Origin of the sequence: Ottowia sp. (assembly GCF_046348305.1) — a bacterium.
Lineage (GTDB): Bacteria > Pseudomonadota > Gammaproteobacteria > Burkholderiales > Burkholderiaceae_C > Ottowia.
The window spans coordinates 179,020-203,245 of sequence record NZ_JAXMEM010000006.1; the positions used below are offsets into that span (position 1 = coordinate 179,020).

General features: G+C 64.1%; 18 protein-coding genes and 1 tRNA gene. 2 read left to right on the forward strand and 17 right to left on the reverse strand.

Going from position 1 to position 24,226, the window contains the following annotated elements; all coding sequences use genetic code 11:
- Positions 1-44: 44 nt before the first annotated feature.
- The gene (locus U1F38_RS08540) at positions 45-1,562 is read left to right on the forward strand and encodes a helicase HerA-like domain-containing protein (protein ID WP_409986625.1); all 1,518 of its coding nucleotides are present in this window, start codon (positions 45-47) and stop codon (positions 1,560-1,562) included.
- An 84-nt stretch (positions 1,563-1,646) separates the two neighbouring features.
- Here U1F38_RS08540 and U1F38_RS08545 read toward each other — a convergent pair whose 3' ends face one another.
- Both U1F38_RS08545 and U1F38_RS08550 read right to left on the reverse strand, forming a co-directional pair.
- On the reverse strand, positions 1,647-2,288 hold the full coding sequence (locus U1F38_RS08545) for an NrsF family protein (RefSeq protein ID WP_409986626.1): 642 nt from the start codon (positions 2,286-2,288) through the stop codon (positions 1,647-1,649).
- Complete coding sequence (locus tag U1F38_RS08550) at positions 2,285-2,854, reverse strand: sigma-70 family RNA polymerase sigma factor (RefSeq protein ID WP_409986627.1); 570 nt, start codon at positions 2,852-2,854, stop codon at positions 2,285-2,287. The genes U1F38_RS08545 and U1F38_RS08550 overlap by 4 nt, the downstream gene beginning before the upstream one ends.
- A 158-nt stretch (positions 2,855-3,012) precedes the next feature.
- On the opposite strand from U1F38_RS08550, the gene upp reads away from it, so the two are divergent.
- Positions 3,013-3,657 carry a uracil phosphoribosyltransferase gene (gene upp, locus U1F38_RS08555; RefSeq protein ID WP_409986628.1) on the forward strand — a complete coding sequence of 215 codons (645 nt, stop codon included), beginning with the start codon at positions 3,013-3,015 and terminating at the stop codon, positions 3,655-3,657.
- Between the two features lie 176 nt (positions 3,658-3,833).
- Here the strand turns inward: upp and U1F38_RS08560 are convergent, their stop codons facing one another.
- The 15 genes from U1F38_RS08560 to infC all read right to left on the reverse strand — a co-directional run bounded on the left by U1F38_RS08560 (position 3,834) and on the right by infC (position 24,152).
- A complete protein-coding gene (locus U1F38_RS08560) occupies positions 3,834-5,921 on the reverse strand; it encodes a 3'-5' exonuclease (protein WP_409986629.1) in 2,088 nt (695 codons plus the stop codon).
- Positions 5,922-5,932: 11 nt separating this feature from the next.
- Positions 5,933-7,387: a hypothetical protein gene (locus U1F38_RS08565; protein ID WP_409986630.1), complete on the reverse strand. Its 1,455-nt coding sequence runs from the start codon at positions 7,385-7,387 to the stop codon at positions 5,933-5,935.
- A gap of 381 nt (positions 7,388-7,768) precedes the next feature.
- Entirely contained in the window at positions 7,769-10,885 is a 3,117-nt protein-coding gene (locus U1F38_RS08570; protein ID WP_409986631.1) for an SNF2-related protein, read from the reverse strand.
- Positions 10,886-10,895: 10 nt separating this feature from the next.
- The gene (locus tag U1F38_RS08575; RefSeq protein ID WP_409986632.1) at positions 10,896-13,769 is read right to left on the reverse strand and encodes a site-specific DNA-methyltransferase; all 2,874 of its coding nucleotides are present in this window, start codon (positions 13,767-13,769) and stop codon (positions 10,896-10,898) included.
- 38 nt (positions 13,770-13,807) lie between these two features.
- Positions 13,808-14,401 carry an ORF6N domain-containing protein gene (locus tag U1F38_RS08580; RefSeq protein WP_409986633.1) on the reverse strand — a complete coding sequence of 198 codons (594 nt, stop codon included), beginning with the start codon at positions 14,399-14,401 and terminating at the stop codon, positions 13,808-13,810.
- A complete protein-coding gene (locus tag U1F38_RS08585) occupies positions 14,398-17,490 on the reverse strand; it encodes a BPTD_3080 family restriction endonuclease (protein ID WP_409986634.1) in 3,093 nt (1,030 codons plus the stop codon). The genes U1F38_RS08580 and U1F38_RS08585 overlap by 4 nt, the downstream gene beginning before the upstream one ends.
- Before the next feature lie 25 nt (positions 17,491-17,515).
- Positions 17,516-17,725 carry a hypothetical protein gene (locus U1F38_RS08590; protein ID WP_409986635.1) on the reverse strand — a complete coding sequence of 70 codons (210 nt, stop codon included), beginning with the start codon at positions 17,723-17,725 and terminating at the stop codon, positions 17,516-17,518.
- 417 nt (positions 17,726-18,142) lie between these two features.
- A tRNA-Pro gene (locus U1F38_RS08595) sits at positions 18,143-18,219 on the reverse strand.
- 35 nt (positions 18,220-18,254) lie between these two features.
- Positions 18,255-18,677 carry a MerR family transcriptional regulator gene (locus tag U1F38_RS08600; RefSeq protein ID WP_409986636.1) on the reverse strand — a complete coding sequence of 141 codons (423 nt, stop codon included), beginning with the start codon at positions 18,675-18,677 and terminating at the stop codon, positions 18,255-18,257.
- 104 nt (positions 18,678-18,781) lie between these two features.
- On the reverse strand, positions 18,782-19,126 hold the full coding sequence (locus tag U1F38_RS08605) for an integration host factor subunit alpha (RefSeq protein WP_409986637.1): 345 nt from the start codon (positions 19,124-19,126) through the stop codon (positions 18,782-18,784).
- 23 nt (positions 19,127-19,149) lie between these two features.
- Entirely contained in the window at positions 19,150-21,591 is a 2,442-nt protein-coding gene (pheT, locus tag U1F38_RS08610; RefSeq protein WP_409986638.1) for a phenylalanine--tRNA ligase subunit beta, read from the reverse strand.
- Positions 21,592-21,605: 14 nt separating this feature from the next.
- Positions 21,606-22,676: a phenylalanine--tRNA ligase subunit alpha gene (pheS, locus tag U1F38_RS08615; protein ID WP_409986639.1), complete on the reverse strand. Its 1,071-nt coding sequence runs from the start codon at positions 22,674-22,676 to the stop codon at positions 21,606-21,608.
- A gap of 119 nt (positions 22,677-22,795) precedes the next feature.
- Positions 22,796-23,152, reverse strand: a complete 357-nt coding sequence (rplT, locus tag U1F38_RS08620) for a 50S ribosomal protein L20 (protein WP_409986640.1) — start codon at positions 23,150-23,152, stop codon at positions 22,796-22,798.
- A 27-nt stretch (positions 23,153-23,179) separates the two neighbouring features.
- Entirely contained in the window at positions 23,180-23,383 is a 204-nt protein-coding gene (gene rpmI / locus U1F38_RS08625) for a 50S ribosomal protein L35 (RefSeq protein WP_009517525.1), read from the reverse strand.
- Positions 23,384-23,528: 145 nt separating this feature from the next.
- Positions 23,529-24,152: a translation initiation factor IF-3 gene (infC, locus tag U1F38_RS08630; RefSeq protein WP_409986772.1), complete on the reverse strand. Its 624-nt coding sequence runs from the start codon at positions 24,150-24,152 to the stop codon at positions 23,529-23,531.
- Positions 24,153-24,226: the final 74 nt, after the last annotated feature.

Consider the following 24,226-nt stretch of genomic DNA (forward strand, 5'->3'; position numbering starts at 1 on the left):
TCGTTTGATAATCAGGCGATTTTACTTTTGGAGGGAGCATCCCCATGGCGGACCCGATCCTGGTCGCCCAGCACGGCGACACGCAATGCTTCATCTTGCCCGGCTTGGCCAATCGCCACGGGCTGATCACCGGCGCCACCGGCACCGGCAAGACGGTGACGCTGCAAAAGCTGGCCGAGTCGTTTTCCAGCATCGGCGTGCCGGTGTTCATGGCCGACGTCAAGGGCGACCTCACGGGCATCAGCCAAGCCGGCAGCATCCAGGGCAAGCTGGCCGACATCCTGAAGGAGCGCGGCCTGCCCTTGCCCACGCCCGTGGCCTGCCCCGTCACGCTGTGGGACGTGTTCGGCCAGCAAGGCCACCCGGTGCGCGCCACCATCAGCGACATGGGCCCGCTGCTGCTGGGCCGCATGCTCGACCTGAACGACACGCAGACCGGCGTGCTGAACCTCGTCTTCAAGATCGCCGACGACAACGGCCTGCTGCTGCTGGACTTGAAGGACCTGCGCGCCATGCTGCAGCACGTGGGCGACAACGCCAAGCAGTTCACCACGCAGTACGGCAACATCAGCGCCGCCAGCGTGGGCGCCATTCAGCGCGGGCTGATGCAGCTGGAGAGCCAGGGCGCGGACAAGTTCTTCGGCGAGCCCATGCTCAACCTGGATGACATGATGCAGTCGGTGGGTGGCAAGGGCGTCATCAACATCCTGGCCGCCGACAAGCTGATGACGGCGCCGCGCCTGTATGCGAGTTTTTTGCTTTGGATGCTGTCCGACCTGTACGAGCGCCTGCCCGAGGTGGGCGACCCCGAAAAGCCCAAGTTCGCGTTCTTCTTCGACGAAGCGCACCTGCTGTTTGCCGACGCGCCCAAGGTGCTGCTGGAGCGCATCGAGCTGGTGGTGCGCCTGGTGCGATCCAAAGGCGTGGGGGTTTACTTCGTCACGCAAAACCCGATCGACGTGCCCGACACCGTGCTGGCCCAGTTGGGCAACCGCGTGCAGCACGCGCTGCGGGCCTTCACCCCGCGCGACCAGAAGGCGGTGAAGGCCACGGCCGAGACCATGCGCGCCAACCCCCAGCTGAACATCGAAACGGCCATCACCGAGCTGGGCACCGGCGAAGCGCTGGTGAGCTTTCTGGACGCCAAGGGCCGCCCCAGCGTGACCGAGCGCGTGTTCGTGCTGCCCCCCGGCAGCCAGATCGGCCCCATCACCGATGCGCAGCGCGCCGATCTGATCAAGAACTCGCTGGTGGCCGGCACCTACGAGCAGATGGTGGACCGCGAATCGGCCTACGAGAAGCTGGCCCAGCGCGGCGCCGCCGGTGCCACGGGCGGACCTGCCCAGGCCGGCGCACCGGGCGCGGCCACGCCGGCGGAGGGCGGCGGCCTGCTGGGCGACGTGCTCAACTGGGGCAAGGAGGCGCTCGTCGGCCGCACCGGCCCGCGCGGCGGCCAGTACGACGGCATGGTGCAGACGGTGGTCAAGGGCGAAATGCGCCGCATGGGCCGCGAGCTGCTGCGCGGGGCGCTGGGCAGCCTGCTGGGTGGCCGAAAGCGCTGAACATTCAGATCAAACCGGCCGGCATCGCCCAAATCGCAAGCGCAGGCAGCTATTGAAAATATAGTATTCCGGCAGCGCACCCCCTTACCAGCGCAGTACGCGCGGCCCCAGCCAGGCGCCCACCGCCACCGGCAGCGCCATGCCCAGCACGTACCACACGGCCAAAAACGGTGCGCCGAACTCGGGGCAGTGCAAGGCATAGACCGCGGCGCCCGCGCCGCCGGCCAGCGCACCGGCTGCGGCGCCGGCCAGGCGCAAGCGCGTGGGCGCCAGCTCGCGCAAAGCCCGCAGCGCGGCCAGCAGCACCGGCAGCGCGATCAGGCCGATGCTGAAAGGGCAGCTGCGCCAGGTCTGACCCCACAGCAGCGCCGAGCGCCCGGCTGCGGGCGCGCCCAGCCACTGCGCCAACGCCACGCCCCACAGCAGCGCCAGTGCCAGCGCGATGCCCCAGCCCACGCGGCCCGCCGGCACGCCGGGGCGCGCCAGGCGCGCCACCGCGAGAGCGCCGCTCGCCGCCACCAGCGCCGGCGCTCCGAGCTTGATCCAGAACATGGGCCGACCCGGCAACTGCGGCAAGGCGGGGTTCACCCCGTAGCCCGCCAGCATGATGAGCAGCGCGCCCAGCAGCCCCACGACCACGGCACGCAGCAAAGCCGCGGCGGCGGGGGCCTGCCGTTCAGCGGCGGCGCGCGTGGCCAGCAAGGTGATCAATTCGTCGGTTCTCATCTCTGGCCCTCGGGTTGGCGTGTGACGCCAAAGCGCGCGGCCAGCGCCTTCAGGCCGCGGTGGACGCCCACCTTGACGGCCGACTCGGACTGGCCCGTCAGACGCGCCGTCTCGGCCACCGACAGGCCCGCGATCTTCACGCACTCGATCGAGCGGCGCTGCTTGGCAGGCAGGCTTTGCAGCATCTCCAGCACGTCGTGGCGGGCGTCCAGCGCGTCGGTTTCGGCCGCGCCCAACAGCGGCACCGCCTCGTCCAGCGGGTCGTGCAGGGCCTCGCGCACGCCGCGAACGCGCAGTAGGTCGATCAGCTTGTAGCGCGCGATGGCGTGCACCCAGGGCGTGAGCGGCTGGTCGGCCTGGTAGGTGTGGCGCTTGGTGTGCATGGCCAAAAGACATTCCTGCACCAGATCCTCCACGTCATCGGGCCAGCCAAACAGGCGCCGCCGCAAAAAACCGCGCAGGTGCCCGGCCAGCAACTGCAAAAAACGCCGATAGGCGACATCGTCGCCGGCCAGGCCGGCCAGCAGCAGGCGGCGCAACTCGGCTTCGGTATCGGCGGCGGACATCGGGTGGCAGTGAGAAGTTCGGTCCGGACACGGCGCAGGTTACGCCTTGACGGCTTCAGGCGAAAGAAATTTTGCCCATGGGCTGCGCAAAGCGAGTCGGCACGGCGGCTCAATGCCGCAGAGCCCGGCGCGCCGGTGCGCTGTCTAAAATCGCCGCCATGTCGCCCACCGCCCGCTCCCAGGTCCACCACATCACCCACCCGCTGGTGCAGCACAAGCTGACCCTGATGCGCAACAAGGAGGCCAGCAGCACCAGCTTTCGCACCCTGCTGGGCGAGCTGGCGATGCTGATGGCCTACGAGGTGACGCGTGACATGCCCACCCACCTGGTGCAGATCGAGACGCCGCTGGAGACCATGCAAAGCCCCATGATCGACGGCAAGAAGCTGGTGTTCGCCAGCATCCTGCGCGCCGGCAACGGCATGCTCGACGGCCTGCTGCGCGTGGTGCCCAACGCCCGCGTGGGCACCGTGGGCCTGTACCGCGACCCCAAGACGCTGCAGGCGGTGGAGTACTACTTCAAGATGCCCGCCGACATGGCCGAGCGCGACGTCGTGGTGGTCGACCCGATGCTGGCCACCGGCCACTCGGCCGTGGCGGCCATCGAGCGCATCAAGGCCTGCTCGCCGCGCTCGGTCAAGTTCCTGTGCCTGCTGGCCGCGCCCGAGGGCATTGCCACGCTGCAGGCGGCGCACCCGGACGTGCCGATCTACACCGCTGCCATCGACCGCCAGCTCAACGACCACGGCTACATCCTGCCGGGCCTGGGCGATGCAGGCGACCGCATCTTCGGCACGAAGTGAACTTCAACATGCCCCAGCGATGGGGTTTTTTGTTGCCCTAGAACGCCTTGAAATCCTCGTACACCCGATCACAAGCCACCGGAAGCGCATCAGTCAGAAGCCGGGGAATGGACTGAACCCGTTCGGAAAAGCGCGACTGCGACAGCGAACAAAAAAGTGCATCAGAGTTCATGTGGCTATGCGTGAATTCCCTGCCTGAAATCATCCAAAAACTCAGAAGCCGGTTCCACCCCGGTCACCAGCAACTGATCGCGCGCCCGCGTGCAGGCCACGTACAGCAAGTGCCGCTCGGTTTCATACACCTCGTGCAGGTCGGCATCGTCGCCCACCGTTTCAATGCGCTCCTGCAAGGGCATGACCTCATCGTCACAGGCCATCACCGCCACGGCACGAAACTCCAGCCCCTTGGCCAGGTGCATGGTGGCGATGGAGACATGGCCGACGGCGGTTTCGGCATGTTCATCGAGCACCTTGAAAGGCATGCCCGACGCGGCGACTGCGGCGCGCGCCCGTTCCAGTTGCGCTGGTGAGCGCACGAACACGCCAAACTCTTGCGGCAAGACGCCGACCTCTTCCTGCTCGGCCAGCCAGGCGCCGACGGCCTTGATTTCCTCGCTCTCGGACTTGGTCACCCGAATCACAGGCGGCGGGCCATTGAAGACCGACACGGTGTCACTGCGGATTTCGGCGTTGCCATCCACGTCAAGGCTCTGGTCGCCAAGCAAACGGTCGGCCTGCTGGCGAATCTGATGGGAGGTTCGGTAGTTGATGCGCAGCGTGCGCGAGCGGCCGCGAATGTCCACGCCCACCGACTTCCAGGAAAACGGCTGCTGGAAGATGCGTTGCCCCAGATCCCCCGCAAAAAACAATGCATCCGGACGATGGGCTCCCAACGCCGCCAGAAAACGCAAATGCGCCACGCTGAGGTCCTGAGCCTCGTCCACCACGGCAAAGTCGAACGGCGCGTGCTTGCTGTCTGCCAGCATGGTGAACATGGCCGCGTGCGTGATCAGCTTTTGGCCCGTCAATGCCGTGCGCACCTGCTCAAAAATGGCCCACAGCACCGCCCGCTGCGGTTCCGGCAGCCGTGTCTTGCGCCCCAGGCGGGTGACGTCGCGGTAGTCCTCCCAGCGCGCAAGTTGCCAGGCATCGACGATCTGCTCCCACTCCGTCAGCAGAAAGTGCAGGCTGAATTTGTGACCGCCTACGGCTTTGGACGCATGCTCCAGCATCTGCCGCACCGCAACGCGGCTGGCCAGCGTTGCCGCCCCATGCTGCGCCTTGTAGAGACGCAGGCCGATGGCGTTGAGTGAATGCACGTCGATACGCTCGGCCAGCTTGGGCTCGCTGCTGACCAGCTTTTTCAGCTGGGTATGCAAGGCACTGGCCAGCGTGTCCGAAAACGTGGTGAGCAGCACGCGGGCGTCGGGATGGGTGCGTGCCAGATGGGCAGCGCGGTGCAATGCCACCACGGTCTTGCCGGTGCCGGCAGAACCAGACACGCGGGCCGGGCCGGTGTAGTCGCGCTCCACCCATTGGCGCTGCTCGGGGTGCAGAAAGACGGTCCACTTGTCCCAGGGAAAGTTCAGCGCCGCCTCCAGCTCGGCCACGTTGGCCATCACGCGGAAACGCCGTTGCGCGTCCGGATGATCGAACGGGTTGGCCGTGGCCGCGGCAGGAACAGGCACGCGGGGCTTGCCACCCGTGGCCAGCTCCAGCAAGGCCTCCGCCGCCTCGGCGGGCAGGTGATCGGCCAGAGCCAGCAGGCTGTCTTCGGTGGCGGCCTTGACGTCGGCCAGCCACTCGGCGGGCACGCCATAGCCCAACAGCTCATCGTCCGGCCTGTTTGCAAACAGAAGCTTGGCTGGCGCGCCCGGCCCGTGTGCCAAAGGCAAGTCGGTCTGCACATAGACCGGCACCACTACCTGCTGCACGGTTTCGCGCACCTCCACCAACTGCGCCGCGCCCGTCGCGGGATGCGTCTGCAGCTTGCGCCTTGCGGCCCAGTCGTAGGCCTTGTCATGGTGATCGACATAGCAAAGCAGCAGGCTGTTTTCCGTCCGGTGAACGATGAGCCGGATGTCGCTGCCGGCACGTACCGACCAGAAGTTCTTGTCCTTGGACTGCTCGATCCGGTGCAGGCTCATGCCGGGATGCGCCGGGTTCAGTTGCAGATCGAAGGCGGTGGTCTTGACGGCCTTTTGCTCGTCGCCGGTCAGCCGGGCGAGGCTGTCGGTGAAGGTGTCGGCGATGCGGAATTGCATAGTTGACGCGCTCAACACTGATCCTTGCTGATGTAGTGATCGGTCCACGTTGCCGTGTCCGGAAAAACCAGCTTGGGCTTGGGCAAGGCCTTCAGTACACGACCCAGCTCCAATCGGCTGAGGCCATAGGCTACGGAAAGTCGGTCGTAGTCTGCCTTGGCAATGTCATCGAGCACCAGATCGTCGGGCAGCGTCAAGGCGCGTGGCGTAGCGTAAAGCCACGAGTAACCGGTGGGGCGCTGATTCATCGAGGCAGTCAAATTTGCGTAGAACGTCATGCGCGCGCCGCCGCCGCCAAGGAAAAAAGGCACTCCAGCGATCGCCTCCTGAGACAGGAGGTTGTCCTTCCACGTTCGCAAGAGGGCTCGACCTTGTATCTGAGCCAGCGTCTTTTCGTAGAAGTGACGATCTGGGTCCGACATCCCGGTGCGTTTGTTCACTTTGATTCCAGCGAAGTAATTGGCGAATGAAGCCGGAATATTGCGCTGCTGGTCGGTCTGGAATTTGAACTGAAGAAGTTGCTGAGCAAGTTCCGCCGGCGCTGAGGACTCCTGTAGAGATTCTGTCCACCAGTCAACGCGGTGCCGATGCAGGTTACTCACTCCGTAAGGCGCGACAACCGATGTGAAGAACTCGAAATCCCACTTGCCACCATGCGCCGGAAACACACGAAAAAGCGACGCATCCACAGTGCCAGCGCCCACATCGGCCATGAGATAGATGTTTTTCGCCCTCCTGTCGAAACTGGTTGAGACCACGAAGCCGTATATCTGCGCCGCAATCTCAGGCACAACCGTCACCACGGCGTCCTGATCCGAGCCAGTGGCGGTGGGCGGCTGCCGCAGCAGCGCCACAATGGTGGACTCATCCACCGGCCCCGTGTTACCGGCCACCGCCCAGGCCACTGCGCAAAGCTGGGCGAAAGGACTGAACAACGTCGAGTCCTGAAAATGTGCAGCGGGAAGCCCTATGGACAGCTTCCAGAAGAGCTGTGTGCGGCGGTACGTCTGCGCGTGACGCGTCAGCAACCAGGCCCGTGCACGCTGAATCACCAGCGCCAAGAACGCGACGATGCGCACCTGGTTGCTCTGGTCCTGCGGCGCCGCCAGAAAAGAAAGTTTCAGGTCTCGGTGGCATTGGGCGCCCTCTGCAAGCGAGAACTGCGAGCCAGTCTGGAACAGGCGCGAAGGCAGAAGGTACTTGTCGATGCCTTCATGCTTCGCAAACGGTACTGCAAATGACTTGCCTAGAGCGCTATCGCCAATGACCACCTTGACCGACGATGTGCCGAAATCCAACCCAAGTGCAATCTCGTGCTGGGCCTGTGCCTCGCCAACCAAGGCTTGTGTCCTGCGGCCTGCCCGTTCTATCTGAGGCGCAACGGCAATGGTTTTGTCCTCGCCAGCCGTGAGCAGCAGCCTGGCTGAAGGCGACACAGTCAGCGGCTTGACGGCCGCTGGGATCATTGGAGCCATCGCAGGTGCTGGCACTACCTTTTTCGGAGGATGCGGTCGTGCTTGGGGAGGATGCGAAACCGCGCTGCGAACCTGCGCCCGTCGCGTTGACGAATCACTGCGCAAATGTGTGCCCAGCCCGTCTTGCTCAGGAGGCGGTGCGCGCCGTGCCTGCGAGCCGAGCCGCCGCTTTGACGACCTTGCTCCGGCGGCCGGCGGTACGTTTCGCGGCGGCGGGTCTGCTGCGGCCGGTTGGTTTGGTGACTTGACTTCTGGAAAAGGCTGATTGGCAACCGGTCTGCCGGACGTCACTGCTGCCTTTGCCGCTCCACCGGCCAGCTCGAAAGCTTCCCGAATTGATCTCGCCATGCTTTCCCCTCCTGACAACAAATGTCAACTGATGCGAATCACTCCCGAAGAGACCACGCTTGGGTGGGGTGCCGAATCAGTCTTGAGCCGCAGTTCTGCGATCTTTTCATTGACCCGGTTTTCCTCTTTCTGAAGACGTCCCCTCACCGCAGGTATCAAGCTCCGCCGCCGGGGGTTGCTGGACGCCTCGTGCCTGCGAATCAGCTCTTGTGACTGCTCTCGTTTCTTTGCAAGGTGCTGTTCCAGCAAGCTGACCATCAGGCGCACACGGTCTGCATCCTCACGTTGCTGGGCCTCAACAAAATGGTGAAAGCGTTCATCCAACTCGGTGCGGCACTCATCTTGCAAGGCAGCGGCACGGTCCGAGTCAACCTGATCGGCTGCACCCAACCAATCGCTGCCCTTGAGAGCGGCCATATTGACCAGCTGCTCAGCCTGATCGCCATCTAGAAGTCGGTCCCGATCCAGTGACCTGGCCATGTATTCAAGGCGCTCAATCTCACGCGAACCCGAAACCGACCAGCGCATCACCACATACACATAAGCACCGCGTTGAAACTTGGGCAAATGGGTTTGCTGCAACTCCAACGCAGCCACAGGGTGGTAATTCAGCTCACCACCTGCCTGGCGCAGCTGCTCTCCAACGAAACGCACCAGAGGGTGGTCCTGGCCCACGATCTCCACACCGGACGGGGCTTTGCCCTTGCGGTTGTCAAAGCGCAACAGCAGCGGGCTGCTTGCCTGTAGCGTCGTACGCCCCTGCAGGCGCTGGGCCTGGATGAAATCTGCAAACCTGACGCGCGCATCGGTGGACAGCTCTAAACGGCACAGCAGACTGTCTTCGTTCTGCGCGATCAGTCTGGTGCCTGGGTAAGCGCGCAGGAAAAAATCGCGCACGTAGGCCAGCAAATCCTCTCCTCGGATGTAGCGCCCCACTTCGTCGGCTGCGCGCACCTTGTTCTGTATGTATTCGCCGTGCGCAATCAGGTTGGCCGCCTCGGATTCGAGTTGGATCTGGTGGCGCTGCGTGTTCTCGATGGCCACCGCAGTCGAGTCGATGCGCCGGTTCATCTGCTCCGGCGTCAGCCTATGCGAGAGGAGCTCGTACGCCAGCTTGCGCATTTCTTCGCCCAGCACTGCCTCCATGCTGCCCAGCGCTTGCCGAAAGGCACCCAGTCGATCCAGCAATCGCTCATACACCCGGTCGTCAATGGAGTCTTCATACACCAGGTTCCAAATGAGGATCTGCTCTTCCTGCTGGCCGATGCGGTCGATCCGCCCAATGCGCTGCTCAATCCTGGCCGGATTCCACGGCAGGTCGTAATTGATGAGCAAGCTGGAAAATTGCAGGTCCACCCCTTCAGACGCCACCTCGGAGGACAACAGGATGTGCGGCCCGTCAGCGCGCTCAAAGTGCTCCAGGGCCTGCTGCTTGTCCATTCCGCCGTGCAGCACCACCGCCTGGATCCCGTCGCTCGCCAGCCTTCGTTGCAGGTAATACAACGTGGCGCGGTAGAAGGAGAACAACACCACTTTTTTTCCCGGGTGCTGGCGCCAATAGTCAGCCAAGTGACTGCGCAACAGTTCAAACTTGCTGTCACTGGCGGCCAGGGCGGTCGCATCACCCACCTCGTGCGCAATGGCCCTGAGTTCGTTGATCAGAGTTCCGCTTGATGTGTGCACATGGTCGTCGATGTCGGCATCCAGCTCTGCCGCAGCCTCGCCAAACGCCTGTCGCCCCTCGGCCGTTTCGACCCGCGCCTTCCAGCCCTCGCAAGCAGCGGCCATGGAGCTCGCCATCTGGCGCTGAGGGATGGTGAGTAAAAACCCCTCGGAGATGTTGAGTTCCTCGCACAGGTCCTGCACGGCAGCTGTGACCTGGTTGTAGAAGTTTTCCTCAATGGGAGACATGCGTGCCTTGAGCACCACCGGCAGGCGTTCCACACGGTTGATCTGCACGTCTCGCTTGAGGGTGCGCGTGACAACCTTGCTCAGCGGGTTGACGCGGTCCAGCTGATCGGCAACTTCTGCCCGGCCGCGCGGACTGGCAAGCTCTGCATCGCTGGGCGGGTTTTGGCGCAGGTAGGCCAACTGCTCGCTGTCTTCAAACCAGGTCAACTCCTGCGCAGTGGCCACTGCAGAGACAAAGTCCTGCTGGGTGATGGTGGAGCTCAGCACGCGGTCGCGCAAATCAACGATGGGCGCATTGGCGCGCAAAGTCCATTCAAAAGACCGTTCGTAGGGGAAAGCATCCTCGTCCAGCAAATGCACCAGGTTGAACAGGTCGCGGTTGCGCAACTGGATCGGCGTGGCCGACAGCATCACCATGTGCTGCGCCACCGGGCGCAGCAGCTTGCCCAATCGATAGGTCTGGGTATCCTGGTTGCGCAGGTAGTGGGCCTCGTCGATGATCACCATGTCGAGCAAGGGCTCCTCCAGCTCGGACTCGTTGAGCAGACGCGCCAGGCGTGCTGCTGCCGTGTCGGATGGCTCGTCCTCGTCGTTCCAGCCGCGCGACGGCCGAATACCCTGCAGACTGGCAATAAGGGCGAATTCCTGATGCGGCTGTCGCTTGATCTCTTCGAGCTGCTGGATTAACTCGTGTGCGTCCACGATGCTGGCCTTGACCCCAAAGCGGTGGGCCAGCTCGCGCTTCCATTTGTCGCACAGCATGGCGGGGCAGACCACCAGCAGGCGGCGCGCATCCTCGCGCGCCTGCAGCTCGGTCCAGATCAGGCCCGCCTCAATGGTCTTGCCCAAGCCGACCTCGTCTGCAATCAGGATGCCATTGGTGGGTGAGTCCAAAAACTGCAGCACCGGCTTGAACTGGTAAGCCAGGAACTCCGTGTTGGTGGAGTTCATGCTGTAGATGAGGTTGGCCAACTTGCCGCTGAGCCTGTAATAGGTGATGGCACCGCGCAGGTCGTTGGTGCGGCCATAGCGCCCCTGCTTGATCAGCTCGTAAGGCCCAGGCGCTTTTTTCTCTACTTTTTCCAGCGCACCGGGCAAAAAGAATTCTTCCGTGCCGTCCAGAAAGTTCACCAGCACGCGCTGGCGTCCGGGTGGGCCATCGGTCTCGCGGCCCAGAATGCCGATGCGCCCTGGGTTGGCTTTCAGCCTGACCTTGTCTCCAGCCTCCATGCCAGCCCCCTTACACCTTGAACACCTTCATCACCTCATCCCCCAGGTGGTTGATGACCTTCACCGCGATGCGCCCGGACTTGGGGCGATCGAACGGGCGTGAGGTGTCGCTGTTGAGCGTGTCCCAGGCTTCCTTGTCGATCTCGGCCTTGAGCGTGGTTTTCAGCGCGCTGTAGGGGTCGTTGGCGCCCAGAAAGTAGGCGTGGCGCACGAAGAAGCTCTCCTGGTTGTAGTCGGTGTCGATGAACCAGCAGGCGATGCCGTCGGCGCCGTCGCTGATGATTTCGCCGGTCTGGGGCTTGAACACATCCACGCCGTTGACCTTGATGCGCAGCTGGCCGCCCTCCTGGGGCAGCAGGCTGATGTCGGGCTCGCCGAAGATCACGAACAGGTTGCCCTTGCCGGTGTTCTTCAAATCCTCGGCCATGTGCAGGTCGGCGTTCATGCGGGCCTTGAGCACGGGGATGCGGCCCAGCTTGCTGAATTCGGTGGCGTGCGCCTCGTAGTTGAAGGCGCAGGCAATCAGCACGTCAAAGCCGGCGTCGCCGCACTCGCGGGCGGCTTCGACCAAGTCGCTGCGCTGCACGGTGCCGAATTCGGGGCCGATGAAGATGCCGGCGCGCTTTTCAACGTCACCTTCCAGGTAGCGGCCTTCGGCACACACCGCGCCCTCGCCCGGCCAGGGCGTGAGCGATGTGAAGTTGATGCGGTCGGCCTTGTGCGCCTGCTGCACGCCCGCGGTCTTGAGGTTGTCCAGAATCATCTGCGGGAAGGTCTGGCGGGCGTTGTAGTCTGCCCCCGGCTCCTGGGCCACGTTGATCAGCTCATCGTTCTCGTCCACGCCCAGCATGCGGTGCGGGCTGAGCGATTCGACCGTGAAGGGCCCGGCCACGCGCACGGCCTTCTTGTTCTCGTACGGCTTGTCGTACAGATACTCAAACTCGGCCTTGGCGGCAATGGAGGCGTCAATCTCCTTCTGGCGGGCAATGCGGGCCTGCCACCAGGCGTTCAAGAGTGTTTTTGCCTCCTGGAGCTTATCTGGCAAGCGCGAGCAGCTATCATTTTTGATACCCTTGGCCGTGCTGGTGGATGCAGCGGGCGGTGCGGGCAGCTCACGGGGAATCTCCCACTCCTGCCAGTGGGTGCCCAGCGCCGCGTTCAGCTGCTCGCGCAGCGGCTCCAGCGTGGCTTGCCATTGCGACCAAATGACGTCGATCTCGGCGTTGTTGGCGATGGACTTGAGCGTGATGTGCGGCACGCGCTCATAGACAAAGCCGTGGCGGATGTTGCCCTGCACCGGCTGGCTGCTGGGCGCCGTGCGGGTGACTTCGGCCTCCTTGATCTGGCCTTCACGCGAATCGGCCAGCAGGTAGAACGGGTAGCGTGCGCCCATGATGCGGGCGCGGGCCAAGGCGAGTGCCACGCGCGAGGTGTCGATGGTGATCCAGCGGCGGCCCCATTGCTCGGCGACGGTGGCGGTGGTGCCGGAGCCGCAGGTGGGATCGAGCACGAGGTCGCCGGGGTCGGTGGCCATGAGGATGCAACGCTGGATTGCCGTTGTTGGTGTCTGAACAACATAGACCTTCGGGTCTGCGCGGCTCTGGATACCACCAATGTCAGTCCAAAGGTTGTTGATCGTCGTCGCGCTGAAGTCATCGAGAAATCGAACATACGCGAGGCTATTGCTCGTGAGTTCAACGCGAGACGCTGCCAAGAGGCGCTTCATTCCGTTCTCGTTCGTTTTCCATCGAACCTTCAAGGACGGCTTGATTTCCTTGCCATCAATGTTCACTGGAAACCAGGACGCCGCGCCTTCGCCCTTGTCGCGGCCAACGCTCTGACTGGTGATGTTGTCCTGTCGATAAACTCGTGAGCCAGTTGGAATGGCTTGTTCCAATTGTTTTTCAGCGGCAGTCAGACTGCGGGCCTCAAGGCTCGGCAATCTGACGCGGTTGTATTTTTCTGCGCCATCTTCTCCGAGTTCTTTCGTTCCGAAAAGCTCACGATACTTCGTCTGCTCCGTGTTTTTGGCGAACCACAGGATGTGATCCATCACGCCTGACAGGTAAATGCCAGTCGAACCGCCAGATGTTTTTGTCGAAATCTGTGCAACGAAATTTTCATCCCCAAACACCTCATCCATCACCGCCCGCACCCGGTGCACGTTCTCATCCCCGATCTGCACAAAGATCGACCCCGACTCGGCCAGCAGATCGCGCGCCACCGTCAGCCGGTCGCGCAGATAGGTCAGGTAGGAATGGATGCCGTCGCGCCAGGTATCGCGAAAGGCCTTGACCTGCTCGGGCTCGCGCGTGATGTGCTGGGCGTTGCCGTCCTTCACGTCGCGGCTGGTCGTTGACCACTGGAAGTTGCTGTTGAATTTGATGCCGTAGGGCGGGTCGAAATAAATGCACTGAACCTTGCCGCGCAGGGCCTCGCGCTCGGCCAGGCTGGCCATGACCTGCAGGCTGTCGCCCAGGATCATGCGGTTGGTCCAGTTCTGGTCGTGCTGGTAGAACTCGGTCTTGTCCACGCCCTTGGGAATGCCGTTGAAGTCGGCAAACAGGTCGGGGGTGGCCTGCCCGGCCTCGTGCTCGCGCGCCTTGCTGCTGCGCAGCAGGTCGTCGATGAGCACCTTGGGGTGGACCTTTTCCTGGATGTAGAGCGGCGGCGCGTTGACGACCAGGTCGCTCCAGTCCTGCTCGTCCTTGCCGCGCCAGACGAGTTGCGGGTCCAAGTCGGTGTTGCGCGCATAGCGCACCTGCCGAGGGGCGATGTGCTCTTGCGTGGCAATGGATTGCTGCTCGACCGAGGGGATGTTCTTGCGCCGGGCCTCGTCGTGGGTGAGGGTTTCGACGTGTTTGGTGCTGGGCTTGGTGGCCATGGATTTGGTGTGTGCGTGGGTGGCAGAAGCAAGGCGGGTCAAAGAAAGCCGATGGGGGGCTTGGCTTTGCGCGTTTTGTCTTCGGCGATGAGTTGCTTGATGGCGTCGAACACCTGCGAGAACTGCTCGTCGTAGCGGGTTTCCATGGCTTCGATGCGGCGGGCCAGATCGCGGTTGGAATCCATCAGGCGGCGCAGCTGCACGAAGGTGCGCATGATGGCGATGTTGACCTCGACCGCACGCTGCGAGCGCAGCACGCTGGAGAGCATGGCGACACCTTGCTCGGTGAAGGCGTAGGGCAAGGTGCGCCGGCCGCCCCTGCCGTTTGAGATCACAGTTTGTGATGTCAAAGCCGCGACGGGTGCTTGGCTCATCGCGGTTTGCGCCGTCTTGCTGCCTTTTGCACCGGATGAGGTCACCGTTTGTGACCGCATGGCCACCCACTCTTGCGGCGTGAGCTGAAACATGAAGTCGTCCGGAAAGCGCGAGCGGTTGCGCGCAACGGCCTGGTTCAAGGCACGGGCCTCGACCCCGTAGAGGTCGGCCAGATCGGAATCGAGCAGAACCTTCTCGCCACGGATCAGAAGCACAAGTCTGGCCAGATTTTCCGGTTTGGGGGCCATGGCGGTCATGTTTTCAACCCCTCGATCAGCTTGTTGAAATTGGCTTCCACCGTGGCCTTGAAGTCGGCCTCGATCTGGAACACCTCGGTGAATTCGGCAAAGGCCCAGCGGCCATGGCTGCCGAGGTGGTTGACGCCGGGCACCCAGTAGGTGTCCATGGTGGATTTTTTCTCGATGGCGTCCTCGCCGCGGTAGCCCTTGATCTCCACCACCAGGTGCAGCGGGTCGGTGGGGCCGTGGCCGTCATCGACCAGCACCACAAAGTCGGGCCGGTATTGGCGCAGGGCCGAGCCAAAGCGGTAGGGCACTTCCAGCCCCAGGTTGTGGTTCTTCACGTAGGCGAGCACCTTGGGGTGCGATTCGGCCACGCGGCAGAACTCGGCCTCCCAGTCGCTGTCCAGAATCACCCAGTTCAGGTGGCACTTGGGCGGCGGCCCGCTGGTCTCCCAACGCTCGGTCTTGCTGGTGTTGAAGCGCACATGGGCGGTGGAGCCGGTGGGGTTGTAGGCGTCGAGCAGCGCCTTGATCGGGCGATCACCCAGAAACTGGCGTGTGATGGCGTCGTTGATCTTGTTGCAGGCCATGTCGGCCAGCTCCTGGTACATCAGCAGCGCGGGGTAGGTATCGCCCTTGCAGACCAGATATTTCGGGTTGCCAGCATCGTCCACCGCATCCAGCCATTCCTTGACGATGCGCTTGAGCTGGCCGAACAGGTGCAGCCTGGGTGCTTCGCCGGGGTCGCGCCACTTGGTGTAGAGCAGGCGCTGGGTGAGCTGGAACAGCAGCGTGCTGGGGCGCATGTCGCCCAGGTGCTGCAGGCTCATGTCGGCACCCTGGCCGATGATGCCGGAGTTGCGGGTGATGGAGGGGCCGACCAGCGCGGGGCTGAGGGTGAGGATGGATTCGTCGTTGAAGCGGGCGCTCAGGCGCTCTTCGGGCAGCTCGACGCGGTAGCCTTCGACGCGGGGAAAGCGGATCTCCAGCGCATCGCGCTCCGGGCGCATGGCCTTGACCTGCACGGTCTCGCGCGGCGGTTGCGGCGGGCCGATGACGGGCTTGGCGGTGAAGTTGAAGGGGATGCCGAACACGTCCGCGTATTCGACGTTGAACAGCCCTTGCTCGTTCAGATCGTAGGACTGGCGGCGCAACGCACGGCCAATGACCTGCTCACACAGCAACTGCGTGCCAAAGGCGCGGACGCCCAGCACATGGGTGACGGTGTTGGCGTCCCAGCCTTCGGTGAGCATGGAAACCGACACCACGCAGCGGATGCCGCCACCCAGTTGCCCGGTCTTGCCCACGGTGTTCATGACCTCGCGCAGCAGCTCCTGGTCGGTGATGTTGTCACCGGCACGGGCATCACCGCTGCGCTCGACGATCTCGCGGCGAAAGCGCTCGATTTCATCGGCGGCCATGTTGCGAAAGCTGGCGTCCAGCGCATCACCGGCTTCGAGCTGTTCGCTGTCGATCAGCAGGGTGTTGGGGCGCGGCAGCGGGTTGCCGGTGCTGTCGTCGAAGTTGCGAAACAGCGCCAAGCGGCCGTTTTCAAGCGTGCTGGTGCCGTCGTCGTTCTGGCGCTGAAAGCCGGAGACAAAGTCATACACCAGCTTGGAGATGGCGGTGTTCTGGCAGACGATGATGAAGCACGGCGGCACCTTGATGCCGTGGTCTTGCCACAGTTGGTGCGTTTTTTCGTAGTGGCCGTAGAGCGCCAGCAGCGCGGTTTGCAGGCGAAGGGGAAGCTTGAGCGGGTCCAAATCGCCGCCGCTGCCGCGGCCTTTTTTGGGCATGTCTTTGCGGATGTGCTCCCACAGGTTGCGGAACACCGGCATTTCTTCGCCGGGGATGTTTTCGGCCACCGGCACGCGGGGCAGCTTGACGATGCCGCATTCGATGGCGTCCATCAGCGAGAAGTCGCTCATGGTCCAGGGGAACAAGGTGCCTTCGGCGTAACCCGAGCCGCTGAGGAAAAACGGGGTGGCGGACAGGTCGATGACGCGGGCAACGCCAAGCTTGCGGTTGACGGCCTCGATGCCCGATATCCACAGCCGGGCGGCCTCGTTGTTCTTGTCGGCTTCTTTCTTCTCGTCGCCCTTGAGGGCCTCGTCATCGTCGGGGGTGGGCTTTTCGCGGTAGCAGTGGTGGGCCTCGTCGTTGATGACCATGATGTTTTTCAGGCCCATCAGGTCGGGCATGACGCGCTGGATCATCTGGCCTTCGGTTTCCAGCGTCAGCGGGGCGTCGCCGGTGCGGCCTTGCAGCAACTGGCGCCCGCCCTTGGACAGCTCGATGCGCTCGCGCAGCTTGAAGGCGTGGTAGTTGGTGATGACGATCTTGGCCTTGCCCATGTCATCGAGCATGTCGCTGGGCAGCAGTTCGCGGTCTTTGTAGTAGCTGTTGGGGTCGCCCGGCTGCAGGACACGCAGGCGGTCCTTGATGGTCAGGCCGGGGGCGCAGATCAGAAAACCCCGGGTGAAGTGCTTGCTGGTGGGGCGGCGCACGGCATTGATGGTCTGCCAGGCGATCAGCATGGCCATGACGGTGGTTTTGCCGGCACCGGTGGCGAGCTTGAGCGCCAGGCGCATCAGCTCGGGGTTGGCATCCTTGTTGGCGCTGGCCAGGTGATCGAGCAACAGCTTGCCGGTTTTGCTCTGCGGAGCGACTTCGGTCAGCCAGATGGCGGTTTCGGCGGCTTCGACCTGGCAGAAGAACGGGCGCACGCCGCTGAAGTGGTGGTGCCGCCAGTGTTGCAACAGGCGCGCCGTCTCGGGCGTGACCTGCCACTGCGCGGGATTGGGCAGCAGGCGCCAGGTGTCAACGGCCTGGCGCACCTGGTTGATGATGGAGGTGATGTCGTACTGCTGCGCCGCGGTGGAGAGGTCTTTGCCTTCGTCAAACACCATCTCGCCTTGCTGCGCGGCCTTCTTGCGCTTTTTGGGCTTGGGGATGGGCGTGATGAATTCGGCACGCCGTCGCGATTCGATGATTTGCTGGGTGGGCTGGCCATCGGCGTCGAGCTCCCAATGACGCTGCGGGCAGTCGTAGGGGGAATTGAGAATGGGGTGATCAAAAAACGGATTGGACGAGGACAGTTCCATGGGGCTCACTTTGGGCTGACGTGTGTCATTGGCGTGATTTGGGTTTGCGCGCCGACAGCACGGGCGGCACCTGCTTGCCCTCAATTGGTATGCCTGCGCGGGCGCAGTGCTCCAGAATCATCACGGCAACCATGTTGGCAATGGATCGGTGGTCACGGTCTGCGGCAATGCACAGCGCCTCTTTGATGCGGGGCTCAATGCGAAACGTCAGGGTGGTGGTTTTCTCTGTGGCCATGTCTGTTTCAGTGACGGTTTGGCTGTAGATGCACTGCAATGTACAGCACGGTTCAGGGTCGTTCAGCTGCCAGATGCGTTGCCCGTCGATCTCCGCCGTTGGCTGGAATCCGAGCGACGTTCACTCCTCAACGAGTGATGCAATATCGGTCGGATTCATGGCCTCATCCGGCAGCAGGTGCTCATCGAACCAAACACGTCCTCCGATCAGGCACTCGTGATCCCGCAGGCGTTGCTCCCAGCCGCCGGGGTGCTTCTGCCGGGCAATTCGATCGGTACGACGAAGTCGAAGAATTCATATGCAATGGCCATGGCTCAGCTACGTTTGGAGTTGGGACAATGGCCGGGACAACGGGAAACCCGCAGGCACAAAGAAGAAAGGACTTAGCCCCTTGCGAAGCTAAGTCCTTGATATGAATGGTCGGCGTGGCGGGATTCGAACTCGCGACCCCTTGCACCCCATGCAAGTGCGCTACCAGGCTGCGCTACACGCCGACAAGCCTTTGATTATAGCGTCGGTTGCCCGGGCTTCAGCGCTCGACACTCAACAAAAAGCGAATTTCGCGCAGCTCGCGCATCACGGCTTCGAGCTGATCGGCGCTGATCCGGCCCCCATCGCCCGCGGTGCCCACGGTTGACTCGTCCGGCAACGGACTGGTGTCGCCATCCGGGTGGTCGGCGCCATGGCGGCCTTTTTGCGAGGCCTGCTGGAGTTTTTGGCGCGCGCCGTTGATGGAAAAGCCCTGCTCGTACAGCAGCTCGCGGATGCGGCGGATCATCAGCACCTCGTGGTGCTGGTAGTAGCGCCGGTTGCCCTGGCGCTTCATGGGGCGCAGCTGGGTGAACTCCTGCTCCCAATAGCGCAGCACGTGCGGCTTGACGGCGCACAGCTCGCCGACCTCACCGATGGTGAAGTAGCGTTTGGCGGGAATGGGTGGAAGGGTGGGCTCCATCGAGGTCACGAGCGCGGCGCGGCGGACACAGGGCCCGAGGTTAGCGCAAGTCGCGGCGCGAAACCATGGCCGGGGGCGAATCGGCAACGGCTTGCCGAGGAAAGTTACTCGGATGGCCCTTGCACCGAATCCTTGAGCTTTTGGCTGGCGTGAAAGGTGACCACGCGGCGCGCGTCGATGGGGATGAGCTCGCCGGTGCGCGGGTTGCGCCCGGGACGCGGCGCCTTGATGCGCAGCTGAAAGTTGCCAAAGCCCGAGAGCTTGACTTCGTCGCCGCCGACCAGGGCCTGGCTGATCTGCTCGAAAAACGCATCGACCATTTCCTTGGCCTCGCGCTTGTTCAGGCCGATCTGCTCGAACAGCAGTTCGGCCAGCTGGGCCTTGGTCAAGGCGGCGGTTTCCAGGCTGTCGACCATCAACATCGCCGGATCGTTTTGCTGTTCTGCCATGGCAGCCGTCTCCTCCCCTTGGTTCACGCGCGCAAGCGGGCGTCCAGATCGGCCCGCAGTCGATCCAGGACGGCCTTGACGGCGGCGTCGATGCGCTCGTCGGTCAGGTTCTCGCCGTCTTCGCTGCCCAGCGCCAGGCGCAGGGCCATGCTCTTTTCCCCGGCCGTCATGCCGGCGGCCGTCTCGCTGCCGGGTTTGGCGCGATAGATGTCGAACAGCGTCACATCATCGAGCCGCACCGAGGCGGTGGCTGCCGCACGCGCGGTGGCTTGCAACTGCGCGTGCGTGACGGCCTCGCGCACCACGACGGCGATGTCGCGCTCCACCGACAACTGCCGCGGCACGGGCTGCGCCGCCGGCAGCGGGCGCTGCAGCACGGCCTCCAGATCGAGCTCGAACATGACGGGCGCCAGCGGCAGGCCCCAGGCCTGGCGCCAGCGCGGGTGCAGCTCGCCCACATGGCCGATGACCTGCCCGGCCAGCAGCACGCGGGCGCAGCGCCCGGGGTGCAGCGCCGGGTGCTCGGCCGGCTCGAAGACGGCGGCGCGCGCGCCGAGCAAGGCTTCGACGTCGCCCTTGATGTCGAAGAAGTCAGCCGGGCGCTGGGCGCCGTCCCAGCCCTGGCGGGCTGCGGGGCCATAGATCGTGCCGGCCACGCGCATGGGCTGGCGCACGCCGCGCACGGTCTCGTCGGTGGTGCCCACGTGCGCATCGCGCAGAAAGACGCGGCCGACCTCGAACACGCGCAGGCGGCTGGCGCGGCGATCGACGTTGTGCTTGAGCACGTCGAGCAGCGAGCCCAGCAGCGACGAGCGCATCACGTTCATCTGGCTGGCGATGGGGTTGAGCAGGCGCACGGGGTTGGCGTTGCCCGCCAGGTCGCGCTCCCAGGCCTCGTCGACAAAGCTGAAGTTGATGGTCTCCAGATAGCCCAGGTCGGCCAAGGCGTGGCGCACGTCGAAGGCGCTGCGGCGCGATTCGGAGCGGGTGCGCGGCACGATGGGGGCCAGCGGCGCGGTCTCGGGCAACTGCTGGTAGCCGATGATGCGCGCCACTTCCTCGATCAGGTCGGCCTCGATGCGCAGGTCGAACCGGTGCGGCGGCGGCATGACGGTGAGCGTGCCATCGCCCGGCGTGAAGCCCAGGCCCAAGCGGTGCATGACTCCTTCGCACTGCGCCTGCGTGAGCGGCATGCCGATGACCTTGGCCGCGCGCGCCACGCGCAGCGTCACGGGCTGCGGCACCGGCATGTTGGGCTGCTGGTCATCGACGGGTCCGCACTGCGTTTGCGGCGTGCCGCAGATGTCGATGATGAGCTGGGTGATGCGCTCGATGTGCGCCACGGTGAGCGAAGGATCGACGCCGCGCTCGAAGCGATGGCCGGCGTCGGTCCCAAAGTTGTAGCGGCGCGAACGGCCGGCCACGGCGTCTGGCCACCAGAAGGCGGCCTCGACGTAGATGTTCTGCGTGTCGTCCGACACCGCGGTGGCGTCGCCGCCCATGATGCCGGCCAGGGACTCAACGGCCTGCGTGTCGGCGATCACGCCCACGCTTTCATCCAGTTCGACGGTGTTGCCGTTCAGCAGCTTGAGCGTTTCGCCGGTGCGGCCCCAACGCACGTCCAACCCACCGTGGATCTTGTCCAGGTCAAAGATGTGCGTGGGCCGGCCGTACTCGAACATCACGTAGTTGGAGATGTCCACCAGCGCGGTCACGCTGCGCTGGCCGCAGCGCGCCAGCCGATCGACCATCCACGCGGGGGTGGCGGCGCGGGTGTTGACGTGGCGGATCACGCGGCCCGAAAAGCGGCCGCACAGATCGGGCGCGCTGATGGTGACCGGCAGCACCTCGGCCATGCTGGCGGGCACGCGCGCGATCGCGGGCGTCAGCAGGGGCGCGCCGGTCAGCGCCGAGAGCTCGCGCGCCACGCCATGGACGCTGAGTGCGTGGCCCAGGTTGGGCGTGAGCTTGAGCTCGAACACGGTGTCGTCCAGGTCGAGCGCGGCACGGATGTCCTGGCCCGGCGGCAGATCGGCCGCCAGTTCGAGCAGGCCGCCGTGGTCATCCGACAGGCCCAGCTCGCGCGCCGAGCACAGCATGCCCTGGCTTTCCACGCCGCGCAGCTTGCCGGTCTTGATGACGAAGGGCTTGCCGTCTTCGCCGGGAGGCAATTGCGCGCCCACCAGCGCGCAGGGCACCTTGATGCCCACTCGCGCATTGGGCGCGCCGCAGACGATATTGAGCAAAGCGCCCTGCCCCGCATCGACCTGGCACACGCGCAGGCGGTCGGCGTTGGGGTGCTGCTCGGCGTGCTTGATTTCGCCCACCACGATGTGCGTGAACGGCGGCGCGACCGGGCGCAAGGACTCGACCTCGAAGCCGCCCATGGTCAAGGTGTCGGCCAGCTCTTGCGTGGACAGCGGGGGATTGCAGAACGCGCGCAACCAGGATTCGGGAAACTGCATGGGAGGGGCCTCGATCAGCGGAACTGGCTGAGAAAACGGGTGTCGCCTTCGAAGAACAGACGCAAGTCGTTCACGCCGTAGCGCAGCATGGCCAGGCGGTCGATGCCCGAGCCGAAGGCAAAGCCGATGAAGCGCTCGGGGTCCAGCCCCATGTTGCGCACCACCTGCGGGTGCACCTGGCCGGAGCCCGACACCTCCAGCCACTTGCCGGCCAGCGGACCGCGGGCGAACTGGATGTCGATCTCGGCGCTGGGCTCGGTGAAGGGAAAGTAGCTGGGGCGAAAACGCAGCGTCAGGTCGTCGGTCTCGAAGAAGGCCTTGCAAAAGTTCAGGTAGGTGACCTTCAGGTCCTTGAAGCTGACGTTCTCGCCCAGCCACAGGCCCTCGACCTGGTGGAACATGGGCGAGTGCGTGGCATCGTTGTCCACGCGATAGGTGCGGCCCGGGGCGATGACGCGGATTTCGCTCATCTCGCCGCGCGCCAGGGCCGCCGCGTGACGCTTGGCGTGCGCCGTGGCATAGCGGATCTGCATGGGGCTGGTGTGCGTGCGCAGGCAGTACGGCTGGCCGCCTTCGTCCTGCAGATCGACGTAGAAGGTGTCCTGCATCGAGCGCGCCGGGTGGTTGGGCGGGTTGTTCAGCGCGGTGAAGTTGAACCAGTCGCTCTCGATCTCGGGGCCGTCGGCCACGTCGAAACCCATGCTGCCGAACACCTGCTCGATGCGCTCCCAGGCGCGCGAGATGGGGTGCAGGCCGCCCGTGCCGCGCTCGCGCCCGGGCAGGCTCACGTCCAGCGCCTCGGCCTGCAACTGGCGCTCCAGCTCGGCGTCCTGCAGGGCCTGGCGGCGCGCGTTCAGCGCCGCCTCGATGGCCTGCTTGGCCTGGTTGATGGCAGCGCCGCGCGCTTTCTTCTCGTCAATCCCCAGGGCGCCCAGGCCCTTCATCAGCTCGGTGACGCGCCCGGCCTTGCCCAGGAACAGCGCCTTGGCGTTTTCCAGGTCGGCGGGCGCCGCGCTTTGCGAAAAGCGCAGCGTGGCGTCGCGCACCAGCTCGGTCAGGTCACTGGGTTCGGCAATGGCAGTCATGAATGCGGCAGCTGAAAAATCCGAAATGAAAAAGGGATTGAAGCCAAACCGGCCTCAACCCCTTGAACCACCTGCGCAACCAGCTATGAAAATCAGAGTGTCGCGCGGTGGCGCCTGAATCAGGCGAGTTTGGCCTTGGCCTGCTCGACGATGCCGGCAAAAGCCGCCTTGTCGTGCACGGCCAGGTCGGCCAGCACCTTGCGGTCGAGCTCGATCCCGGCCTTGTTCATGCCGTTGATGAACTGGCTGTAGGTGATGCCGCATTCACGCGCGGCGGCGTTGATGCGGGCAATCCACAGGCGGCGGAAGTCGCGCTTCTTGTTGCGGCGATCACGGTAGGCGTATTGGCCTGCCTTCATCACCGCCTGTTTGGCGACGCGGAAGACGTTCTTGCGGCGGCCGCGGAAACCCTTGGCCAGGGCGAGAATTTTCTTGTGACGAGCACGGGCGGTTACACCACGTTTGACGCGAGGCATGTCGTTTTCTCCTGGTTCGTCGGTTGATCAAAGGCCAGCGAAGGGCAGCATCTGCGCCATGTGACCCATGTTGGTCTCATGCACATTCACCGCACCGCGCAGGTGGCGCTTGTTCTTGGTGGTCTTCTTGGTCAGGATGTGACGCTTGAAGGCTTGACCGCGCTTGACGGTGCCACCGGGACGAACGCGAAAACGCTTTTTCGCGCTGCTCTTGGTCTTCATTTTGGGCATGTGACATGCTCCTTTTTGCTTGTGCTCGTGAGGCGTGCGCAAATCCTTGCACCCTTGACTGGCCCCGAGCCACTTCTGGTGGCAGACCTTGCAATCTGCCCGTTCGCCGGGCAAGCCCGGCAAATTCTTGCGCCCTGGCGCCGGTTCAACCGGCGGCGGGGGTTGCTGCTTCCTCGCTGGCCGGCGTCGCCGCCTTGGCCGGCGCAGCGGCCGCCTTCTTGCGCGAGGGCGCCAGCATCATGATCATCTGGCGGCCCTCCAGCTTGGGAAACTGCTCGACCACGATGGCGTCGGCCAGATCGGCGCGCACGCGATCGAGCAGCGCCATGCCCAGCTCCTGGTGCGTGATCTCGCGGCCGCGAAAACGCAGCGTGACCTTGATCTTGTCGCCATCGGCCAGAAAGCGGCGGATGTTGCGCAGCTTGATGTTGTAGTCGCCGTCATCGGTGGCGGGGCGAAACTTCACTTCCTTGATTTCGATGACCGTCTGCTTGGCCTTGGCCTCGGCCGCCTTCTTCTGCTCCTGGTACTTGAACTTGCCGTAGTCCATCAGGCGGCAGACGGGCGGAACGGCCGTGGCGGCGATCTCGACCAGATCGACGTCCAGCTCGCCCGCCATGCGCAGGGCCTCCTGGATGGGCACGATGCCCAGCGGCTCGTTGTTGGGCCCGTTCAGGCGCACCTCGGGGGCCATGATTTCCCGGTTCAGACGATGGGCGCGCTCCTCGCGTTGGCGGCGGTCACGAAAATTGGTAGCGATGGTATCGATTCCTCAAAAAACGCTATTCAAAAAATAGCAAATGCCGCCCGTTTGACGCGGCCTGAACCACGAATGGATTAAAA

Bases quoted from the DNA above. Each gene is read 5' to 3' on its own strand.
- U1F38_RS08545 (WP_409986626.1), bottom strand. From the start codon at position 2,288: ATGAGAACCGACGAATTGATCACCTTGCTGGCCACGCGCGCCGCCGCT.
- U1F38_RS08575 (WP_409986632.1), bottom strand. From the start codon at position 13,769: ATGGCCACCAAGCCCAGCACCAAACACGTCGAAACCCTCACCCACGAC.
- rplT (WP_409986640.1), bottom strand. From the start codon at position 23,152: ATGCCTCGCGTCAAACGTGGTGTAACCGCCCGTGCTCGTCACAAGAAA.
- U1F38_RS08565 (WP_409986630.1), bottom strand. From the start codon at position 7,387: ATGATCCCAGCGGCCGTCAAGCCGCTGACTGTGTCGCCTTCAGCCAGG.
- U1F38_RS08590 (WP_409986635.1), bottom strand. From the start codon at position 17,725: ATGGCCACAGAGAAAACCACCACCCTGACGTTTCGCATTGAGCCCCGC.
- pheT (WP_409986638.1), bottom strand. From the start codon at position 21,591: ATGCAGTTTCCCGAATCCTGGTTGCGCGCGTTCTGCAATCCCCCGCTG.
- upp (WP_409986628.1), top strand. From the start codon at position 3,013: ATGTCGCCCACCGCCCGCTCCCAGGTCCACCACATCACCCACCCGCTG.
- U1F38_RS08580 (WP_409986633.1), bottom strand. From the start codon at position 14,401: ATGACCGCCATGGCCCCCAAACCGGAAAATCTGGCCAGACTTGTGCTT.
- U1F38_RS08585 (WP_409986634.1), bottom strand. From the start codon at position 17,490: ATGGAACTGTCCTCGTCCAATCCGTTTTTTGATCACCCCATTCTCAAT.
- U1F38_RS08540 (WP_409986625.1), top strand. From the start codon at position 45: ATGGCGGACCCGATCCTGGTCGCCCAGCACGGCGACACGCAATGCTTC.
- U1F38_RS08600 (WP_409986636.1), bottom strand. From the start codon at position 18,677: ATGGAGCCCACCCTTCCACCCATTCCCGCCAAACGCTACTTCACCATC.
- U1F38_RS08550 (WP_409986627.1), bottom strand. From the start codon at position 2,854: ATGTCCGCCGCCGATACCGAAGCCGAGTTGCGCCGCCTGCTGCTGGCC.
- pheS (WP_409986639.1), bottom strand. From the start codon at position 22,676: ATGACTGCCATTGCCGAACCCAGTGACCTGACCGAGCTGGTGCGCGAC.
- U1F38_RS08570 (WP_409986631.1), bottom strand. From the start codon at position 10,885: ATGGAGGCTGGAGACAAGGTCAGGCTGAAAGCCAACCCAGGGCGCATC.
- rpmI (WP_009517525.1), bottom strand. From the start codon at position 23,383: ATGCCCAAAATGAAGACCAAGAGCAGCGCGAAAAAGCGTTTTCGCGTT.
- U1F38_RS08605 (WP_409986637.1), bottom strand. From the start codon at position 19,126: ATGGCAGAACAGCAAAACGATCCGGCGATGTTGATGGTCGACAGCCTG.
- U1F38_RS08560 (WP_409986629.1), bottom strand. From the start codon at position 5,921: ATGCAATTCCGCATCGCCGACACCTTCACCGACAGCCTCGCCCGGCTG.